The sequence below is a fragment of the Rhodoferax sp. genome (genome assembly GCF_039922535.1).
Lineage (GTDB): Bacteria > Pseudomonadota > Gammaproteobacteria > Burkholderiales > Burkholderiaceae_C > Rhodoferax_B.
In genome coordinates this window covers 1-7875 of the sequence record NZ_JBDTEM010000049.1, presented here as the reverse complement: position 1 = coordinate 7875, position 7875 = coordinate 1, and the positions used below count along the sequence as shown (strand labels likewise).

Below are 7875 nucleotides of genomic sequence, written 5' to 3'. Positions count from 1 at the left end.
CGGGGTATTAGCCGGGGCTAGCAAAGGTGTAGAGGTAATTGGGATGTATGCCGGTTACCACTATGCCGTATTGATTTTCTACGGTCTGTGGGCATTGGCTATACCGGTTTTATTTTGTATATTTGGAGGATACAAGTACGACCGATTTATCGGCGAATTGTCGTACCCGGTGTATCTTAGCCACCTGATTGTGGTGTCATTTGTCATGGCCGTGCAATCCAAACTGGCATTGCCCTCTACGACCGTCGGTCCGCTCTCCGGAGTACTGTCGGTTGCGTTTGCCCTGCTGCTCTATGTGTATATATTCAAGCCTCTGGACGCCAGAAGGTACAGTTTGGCCAAAAAATTCTCTAACAAAGCCGTTCGCCCACATCTTGAATCCACCTAGGACTTTGGTCACAGAAGCGCTCCCTCCGCATAAATTCACAGGCATCCCTAAAATGCCAATGGATCGCTGATTTACCACAGCCTAGAAAATCTTTTTTAAGATCCTGCTGACCAGCGAAGCGGATCCGGAGGGATCTCCATGTATTTTATTTTTGGGGATCACAAAAGGACTGCGCGTGGCGTTTTCTTTGACCTCGTATTTTTTGACAAGATCTGAGATGTGGGGGAATAATTGGTATTTGTTCAGAACTAAATTTCTCGCTTCGGCCAAGGCCTCTAGGTTTTTGTGAAAATAGTCATTTTCAATAGCATCTCTTATTGTTTTTAAGGCATTTTCTGGATGGGTCGGGTCAATCAGAATGATTGACTTCTCGGGAAAATAAGAGAGTATATTTTTCGCCCCCCAGTAAATGGGAATGGTCCAAGATAAAAAACAATCGGCTATTTTTTCAGTCCAGTAATCGTCACAAGAAAAATTCTCTATGGCAATGCTATACCGGTAAGGCATGATGCCATCAAATTTATCGTCAATCGGATTGAATCCTCTGCCAAAAAGATCAAAATTGAAGCCGTTTTCAATTAGATAATCTTTAAATCCCATTCGCAATTTATGGCCTTCTTTGTGGCTGGCATTGCTGGTAATCCAGGAGACCTCATCTCTTTTGGCAGGTAAAACTTGTTCACGTGTCAATGCGCTCAGTTGGTCATAGCTTCTGCCAATATGCCATGGGAGCGATGTCTGGTCGTGAAGGATATTGCTGGCAACGGAATCATCCCAAAAAGTAAAAACTTTATCGAAATATTCAAATGAGTCAATATGCCATTTGTATTGCTCTATGGGAGATTCGAGCGTAAAAAGCCATTTGTTTCCTGGCGGGCAATTGACTTTAATATCTTTGTTGGGCGGATTGAGGGCGATGAGCAGATCGCAGTTCTTGACGGGCTCAAAAGTGAAATCAAAGCCGCCCCAGCGGCATGCCGAACCTGGGCTTTGTTGTTTTACATCGGGGAAATCCCAATCTTTATCAATCCGAATGAGCATGCGTGCTTTCTGCTATGGTTGGTGTGGCGAACTACCTGGATTTGCGTATCTTGGCCCACAGGGGCTTCAACTCGTCGAGCAGCGGGTGCTTCAGCAAAATAATGGCCGATAAAAATCCAACCATAGCCGTCGGCACACCCATCACCAGTGGCTGCCAAATTTCCGTTGGATAGGGGCCGTACACCACAAACGCACAGAGGGGTCCGATGGCCGAGGCCCCTGCCACGCCGGCGCTGCCCAACGACAGGGACCACAAGGCCGACCAGCTGAAATCCACTTCCTTACGTGCGGCGACCAGCCAGACCCAGCTGCGCAAGGCTGCGGCCAGCACCACGCACCAGCCCATGGCCATCAGCCCAAAGTAGGAGCCGATGGCGACCAGCACCACGGTCAGCAGCGTAGTGCTGGTAGTGACCCGCAGCATGCGGTTGACGGAGCCGAGCGCCATCAGTGCGGGATTGCACAGTGCCGAAGGCAGGCTGCAGGCCAGCGATACCGCGATCACGCGGGTCAGGTCTACCGCGCCACCCCACTGGTTGCCGTACATCATGTGGATAGTAGGGTGGGCCAAGAACACCAGCCCCAGACAAAAGGCCCATCCCAGCGCGGTGGCATACGAGGTGGCGGTCAGGAAGGCGGGGGTGATGCTTTCGTTTTGCCGGGATTGCTTGGCAAACCAGGAAATCGCCACCACATTCATCCCCTCCAGCACGATGCGGTTGAACATCGAAACCAGCCCTGTGGCGCGCGAAAACAGACCCACAGCCGTCATGCTTTGCAGCTTGCCCAGTAGCAGTTCCGGGGCGCTGCCAGCCACCGTCTGCAAAATGGAAGATCCCGTTAGCCGTGAACCAAACGCCAGCACGCGGCGGATTTCCTTGGTGCCCGGCAGCCACGGAAAGTCTTTGGGCCTAAAAAAGATGGCCATGCCCGCATTGACCAGGGTCGAACCGAGTGCGCCGTAAGCCAAGCTGATGGGGCCATGGCCAAACCAGGCCATGGTGACCCCCACGATGCCGCCCACCAGCGTAGAGGTAAAACGCACGATGGCCAGGGTGTCAAAGCGCATTTCGCGCATTTGCCAGGCGTAGGTAAGCGAGCCAAAGGGGTTGATCACGTAGTTGGCCGCCACCACCAGCATGATGTGCTGCATGCGGGGCTCTTTGTAAAAGGTCGCTACCGGCATGCTGGCCGCCAGAACCACCATGGCCAAAAATACCCCCAGGCCCAATTGCACCGCCCACACCGCCCGGATGCGGTCGGTGGTGAGCTCTTTTTCTTGGATCAGGTACTGACCGGCACCCAAGTCGCGGACCGTGGCCACGAACGAGATCAACACCATGGTGACGGAGAAGACCCCGATGTCCTCCGGCGTGAGCACGCGGGCAATCACCATGGAGGACAGAATGCTGACCACTAGGCTGGCATAGCGGTCCAGGTAGGAGTAGATAAGTGATTTGCGGATGGACAAAGCGGCTACCGGGAAAGGAGATAGCCGACGAGTTTAGGGTATCCCTAAGCCAACCGGGCTTTGATTTGCATACAGACTGAGAATACGTTTGCTTTGCGGCAAAAATAGGCATCTTCACCGCGCGCGTATCCAAGATGGGTGCGGGCAAGCTATGCCGCTGCCTTCGGCCTAGACTTGGCTATCATGCGCAAAATGGCTTTAAAAGCGCCTGTTACATAGCTTGGTGACAGAGGGGCTGTCCATCCCATAAATAAAAAGATATGTCTGAAAATTTGTTGCCACTCCCATGGGCCGATGTTTCTGTCGTGATACCGGCGTACAACGCGGCCAGTTTCATTATTGATGCTTTGCAAAGCATTACCCGGCAAACACTTTTCCCCAAAGAAGTCATTGTGATTGACGACGGCTCGTCAGACACGACTTACCAAGTCGTACAGGCGTGGATGCAAAAAGAGCATTTGCCCTTTAAGCTGCTTTTGCAGAAGCAAAAGAACAAAGGGCTTCCGGCGACCCGCAATGTGGGCATGTCCCAGGCCAGCGGTACATGGGTCGCTTTGCTGGATGCCGACGACATATGGGAGCCCGTGCATGTACAACAATTGATGGCCGCCGTGGCGCTGCGCCCCATGGCGGTAGCGGCGTACGGGGCTGGGCGCCTGCTGGTGGGGGACTCCATTAATCCGCAGGCATATGACGATTTTTGGGACAACCCCTCCAAAAAATATGGCAAGAAGATTGAAAACTCTTCCTGCTTGACCATCACGTCAGAGATATTTCCGCGGTTGATAAAAGGAAATTTCATCAAACCATCCAGTTTGATGTTTTCCAGAATGGTTTCGGGAAAACCGATTTTTTTTGACGAAAACCTGCGCACGGCAGAAGACCGTGAGTTTTTAGTACGCTTGGTATTTTCGGGTGAATTTGTTTACGACCCCACTCCCATCACGCAATACCGCTGGCATGATGACAATATATCGCAGGGCAAAAACTCAAAACGCAATATGGAAAATGGAATGCGGGCATTGAAAGTTATTTTCAATAATCCCGCATTGGCTTTGGGGCGTAGCGATCTGGCGGCTTGCCACGCAGAGGTTCGCAGCTCGGCGAAAGAGTATTTGTATATATGCTGCCAAAGAGGGTGGTCTGAATACCGCTCTGGAGTGAGCTTCATTTACACCCATTTTGGTCTGTGGAACGTGCTGGCTGCATTGAATCCCAAACACCTTGCACGTTGCTTTTTAGCCAAACCGCCCGTCAACGCCTAGGCCTAGACCTTGATAGGACCAGGCTATACCGCCCGGCAATCCAGCCACAGCACCTCGTACGGTGCCAGTGTCAGCCCGGCGTGCAGCGTGCGCGTCTCGCCCGTCAGTAAATCCACCGCGCTTTCCGGCTGGGCACTGAACACCACGGCCGGGCAGGTTTGCGGATGCTCGCTGAAGTTGGCCAGTACCAGCACATGCGCACTGGGTGCGCCGCGCAGATAGCCCAGCACGCTGGGGGAGCCGGCACGGAAGCCGGTGAGTTGGCCCCCGGCAAATTCTTCCAGTGACGCACGTACTTCCACCATGCGCCGCAGCCCTTGGTAAATCTGGCCGGGCACGCTGTTCTTTTTATTCCGCTGGCTGTACAGGCTGGCGACGCGGGCGGGGCGGTGCACCCAGCGGCTGTCACCGGCCTTGGCGGGGTCTGCCAGGTAGCGGGTGTCGTTGGGCGTGCCGACCTCGTCGCCCAGATAAATCAAGGGCATGCCGCCGGTGCTCAGGGCCACGCTGTGCAGCAGCAAAATGCGCGCCGGGGCCAGCGGGTCGCCTTGCTCGATACCGGCCAGGGATGCACAGGTGCCGCTGATGCGGCAGTCGCCAGTCGCAGGGTTGTCCTGGAACGGCACGCCGCGTGCAAAGCTGCCCTCGAAGCGGTTCACGTAAAAGCGGTTCAAAAACTGCCGGTGTGGAAAGCCGTGGATGCCCAACTGGATCGCGTCCTCGTCGGCAAAGGTCCAGCCGATGTCGTCGTGGCTGCGCACGTAGTTGACCCAGCTGGTGTCGGGGTCTAGGTTGTGGCGCTGCTCCAGCGCCTGTTGCAGCAGGTTCACCTCGCGCGTCGCCAGGCTGTTCCACAGCAAGGCCATTTGCAGCGGGTTGTACGACAGCTGGCATTCTTGCGGTGAGATGTACTTGACCACGTCATCCGGGTGCACGATGGCCTCGCTTTTGAACAGCATGCTGGGCGCAGCAATGCGCACCAGCGCGCTGAAGGCGCGGATCACCGTGTGCGCCTCGGGCAGGTTCTCGCACACCGTGCCCAGGCGCTTCCACACAAAGGCCACCGCGTCCATGCGCAAAATCTCGGTGCCCAGGTTGGCAATGGCCAGCATCTCGCCCGCCATGGCGGTAAACACGGCGGGGTTGCTGTAGTTCAAATCCCACTGGAAGCTGTTGAAGGTGGTCCAGACCCAGCGGCCATCGGGCAGCTGCGAGAACGCGCCAGGATGCTGGTCGGGGAAGATCTCGCGCACGGTTTGGTCGTACGCATCGGGCAGCGTGCGGTCGGGGAACAGGTAGTAAAAATCGGCGTACTGCGGGTCGCCCGCCACGCAGGCCCGGGCCCAGTCGTGCTCGTCCGAGGTGTGGTTGAAGATGAAGTCCAGCACCAGGCTGATGCCCTCGGCGCGCAGCGCTGCCGCCAGGGTCTGCAGGTCGGCCATCGTGCCCAGGGCCGGGTTCACCTCGCGGTAGCTGCTGACGGCGTAGCCACCGTCACTGTTGCCGTCGGGGCATTTGAACAGCGGCATCAGGTGCAAATACGTCAGCCCCAGCTCTTTGAAGTACGGAATTTGCTTCAGCAGGCCTTTCAGGTTGCCCGCGTACAGGTCTACGTAGCACACGCCGCCCAGCATCTTTTGCGACTGGAACCAGCGCGGGTTTTTCTCGCGCTGCACGTCCAGCGCCTGCAGGTCGGCAGGACGGGCGTTCCAGGCATCGAAGGCCTTGGACAGCAGGTCCACCAGAAACTCTAGAAAGTCGGGCCGCGCGCCGTACAACGGGGCCAGCTCGGCCACCAGCGTGGGAAAGTGCGCCTCCAGCCGGGTGGCGAAGGCCTTCCAGGCCTTGCGGGCCGCCTTGGCTTCGGGGCGGGCTTTTAGGGCGGCTTCGACGTGCTGGTGGGCGAGTTGGGTTTGGTGGGCAACAGTGAGCATGGAACGGCCTGGGTGGGTAAATAGAGCTGCGGCGAGTGTACGAGAACCCGCCTTTCAAAGCGCTTTGAAGCAGACCGATTGGAAGCCGGAATGGCCTGCCCACAGCACAGGGAAAACACCAGTGCCGCTGCCGCCCGGTGCGTGGACGGGCACCCAGCCAAAATTTATATAAAAAATGTCTCTTGCGCAGGTACTACCTGCGCAAGAAGCTATGACAAGCATAGCAATTGCATGCTGGTCGGCCGCACAGTGCGCTTGTCTGTTTTGGCAGATGTGGCTAGTAGCCGCTTTTTTTCAGGGTTGCGGAAATATCAAAATGTACATACAATTTGCGAGTGCAAATCACTTTTGACTCCGGTAAGAACGAGCGGAACATCCGCGACCGCAACTTGCCATTTAGGCTTGTTGCGGAATTCGATTTTGAGACGGCGCACATTCAAACCGACACCCGCAAAGAGTATGGCGAAACCCGTTATATCGCGCTGGGTAGTCTGCACGGGCGCTTACACGTACTGTGCTTCACGGAAACAGCGGATGGCATTCGGGTCATCAGCTTTCGCAAGGCCAATGATCGAGAGGTAAAACACTATGTCCAAATCCAAACCCCTGGTTGATGCAGACGGCGAGGTTCGCACGCTGACGGCTGCAGACATGCCGCACTTTCGGCCCGCAAAGGACGTGCTGCCCAAAACTTTGATGGCCAAACTGAATATGCGCGGCCCGCAAAAGTCGCCGACGAAAGAGCGCATCACCATCCGCCTCTCGCCGGAAGTGGTGCAGCGGTTCCGGGACACCGGTGATGGCTGGCAAACGCGGGTCGATATGGCGTTGAAAGATTGGCTCAAGTTGCACCAACCGGCGAACGTGTGAGCGACCGAACACTCGTAACAGGCGAAAACTATGTCAATTCAGGAAGCAGATGACCATGCAATCGTGTCGTTTAAAAATTCTACAAATTACTTCCCCGAAGCGGGGACGATTCGCTAGTCATATTAAAACTACACCTATTGGTTGAAGAGCAGATTCGCGCCTTTGTAGATGAGCGACTCCACAATAAAGCAGCGTTAATTAAGGCGAAACTCGACTGCCATCAAGCTATCTGCTTAGCAGAGGCCTTGTCAAACAAAATTTCGCTTTCTGTAAAGCGTAAACCCGCACTGGCATTGAGCATCGTTCAAGACGCTTCTGGCGTTTAGCGATGCCCTCTCGCCTTCTTCACCATCCGCCCCAGCCAGTGCTCCAAATCATCCACCAGCGTAAACACCGCCGGTATCACCAGCAGGCTCAGCACGGTAGACGTGATCAGCCCGCCAATCACCGCCACCGCCATCGGGCTGCGAAAGCTGCTGTCGGCGGCACCCCAGCCTACGGCCAGCGGCACCATGCCCGCGCCCATGGCCAGGGTGGTCATGACGATGGGGCGGGCGCGTTTGTGGCAGGCATCTAGCAGCGCATCGAAGCGGCTTAACCCATGGTCACGCCGGGCGACGATGGCGTATTCCACCAGCAGGATGGAGTTTTTGGTGGCAATCCCCATCAGCATGATCAGGCCGATCAGCGAGGGCATGGAAAAGCTCTTTTGCGCGATCAACAGCCCCACAAACGCGCCGCCCAGCGACAGCGGCAGCGCCGCCAAAATGGTGAAGGGATGCAAAAAGTCTTTGAACAGCAGCACCAGCACGATGTAGATGCACAGCACGCCGGTCAGCATGGCCAGGCCGAAGCTGGCAAACAGCTCGCCCATCACCTCGGCATCGCCCAGCGCCAATTGCTTTA

General features: G+C 55.8%; 7 protein-coding genes and 1 pseudogene. 4 read left to right on the top strand and 4 right to left on the bottom strand.

Annotated elements, in window-relative coordinates; translation table 11 throughout:
* Positions 1–388 (top strand): annotated as a pseudogene (locus ABI213_RS01945) (hypothetical protein); the annotation flags it as partial.
* Positions 389–469: 81 nt separating this feature from the next.
* On the opposite strand, the gene ABI213_RS01940 reads toward ABI213_RS01945, so the two are convergent.
* On the bottom strand, positions 470–1429 hold the full coding sequence (locus tag ABI213_RS01940; protein ID WP_348006117.1) for a glycosyltransferase family 10: 960 nt from the start codon (positions 1427–1429) through the stop codon (positions 470–472).
* Positions 1430–1460: 31 nt separating this feature from the next.
* Positions 1461–2900, bottom strand: a complete 1440-nt coding sequence (locus ABI213_RS01935) for a lipopolysaccharide biosynthesis protein (RefSeq protein ID WP_348006118.1) — start codon at positions 2898–2900, stop codon at positions 1461–1463.
* 260 nt (positions 2901–3160) lie between these two features.
* On the opposite strand from ABI213_RS01935, the gene ABI213_RS01930 reads away from it, so the two are divergent.
* Complete coding sequence (locus ABI213_RS01930) at positions 3161–4165, top strand: glycosyltransferase family 2 protein (RefSeq protein ID WP_348006119.1); 1005 nt, start codon at positions 3161–3163, stop codon at positions 4163–4165.
* Positions 4166–4188: 23 nt separating this feature from the next.
* Here the strand turns inward: ABI213_RS01930 and ABI213_RS01925 are convergent, their stop codons facing one another.
* Positions 4189–6099: an amylosucrase gene (locus ABI213_RS01925; protein WP_348025884.1), complete on the bottom strand. Its 1911-nt coding sequence runs from the start codon at positions 6097–6099 to the stop codon at positions 4189–4191.
* A 335-nt stretch (positions 6100–6434) separates the two neighbouring features.
* Between ABI213_RS01925 and ABI213_RS01920 the strand changes: the two genes are divergently transcribed.
* A complete protein-coding gene (locus ABI213_RS01920; protein WP_348006121.1) occupies positions 6435–6713 on the top strand; it encodes a BrnT family toxin in 279 nt (92 codons plus the stop codon).
* Complete coding sequence (locus tag ABI213_RS01915) at positions 6688–6969, top strand: BrnA antitoxin family protein (protein WP_348006122.1); 282 nt, start codon at positions 6688–6690, stop codon at positions 6967–6969. The genes ABI213_RS01920 and ABI213_RS01915 overlap by 26 nt, the downstream gene beginning before the upstream one ends.
* A 322-nt stretch (positions 6970–7291) precedes the next feature.
* Here the strand turns inward: ABI213_RS01915 and ABI213_RS01910 are convergent.
* Positions 7292–7875 (bottom strand): efflux RND transporter permease subunit (locus ABI213_RS01910; protein ID WP_348025882.1); only part of this gene is annotated, 584 nt, incomplete at its 5' end.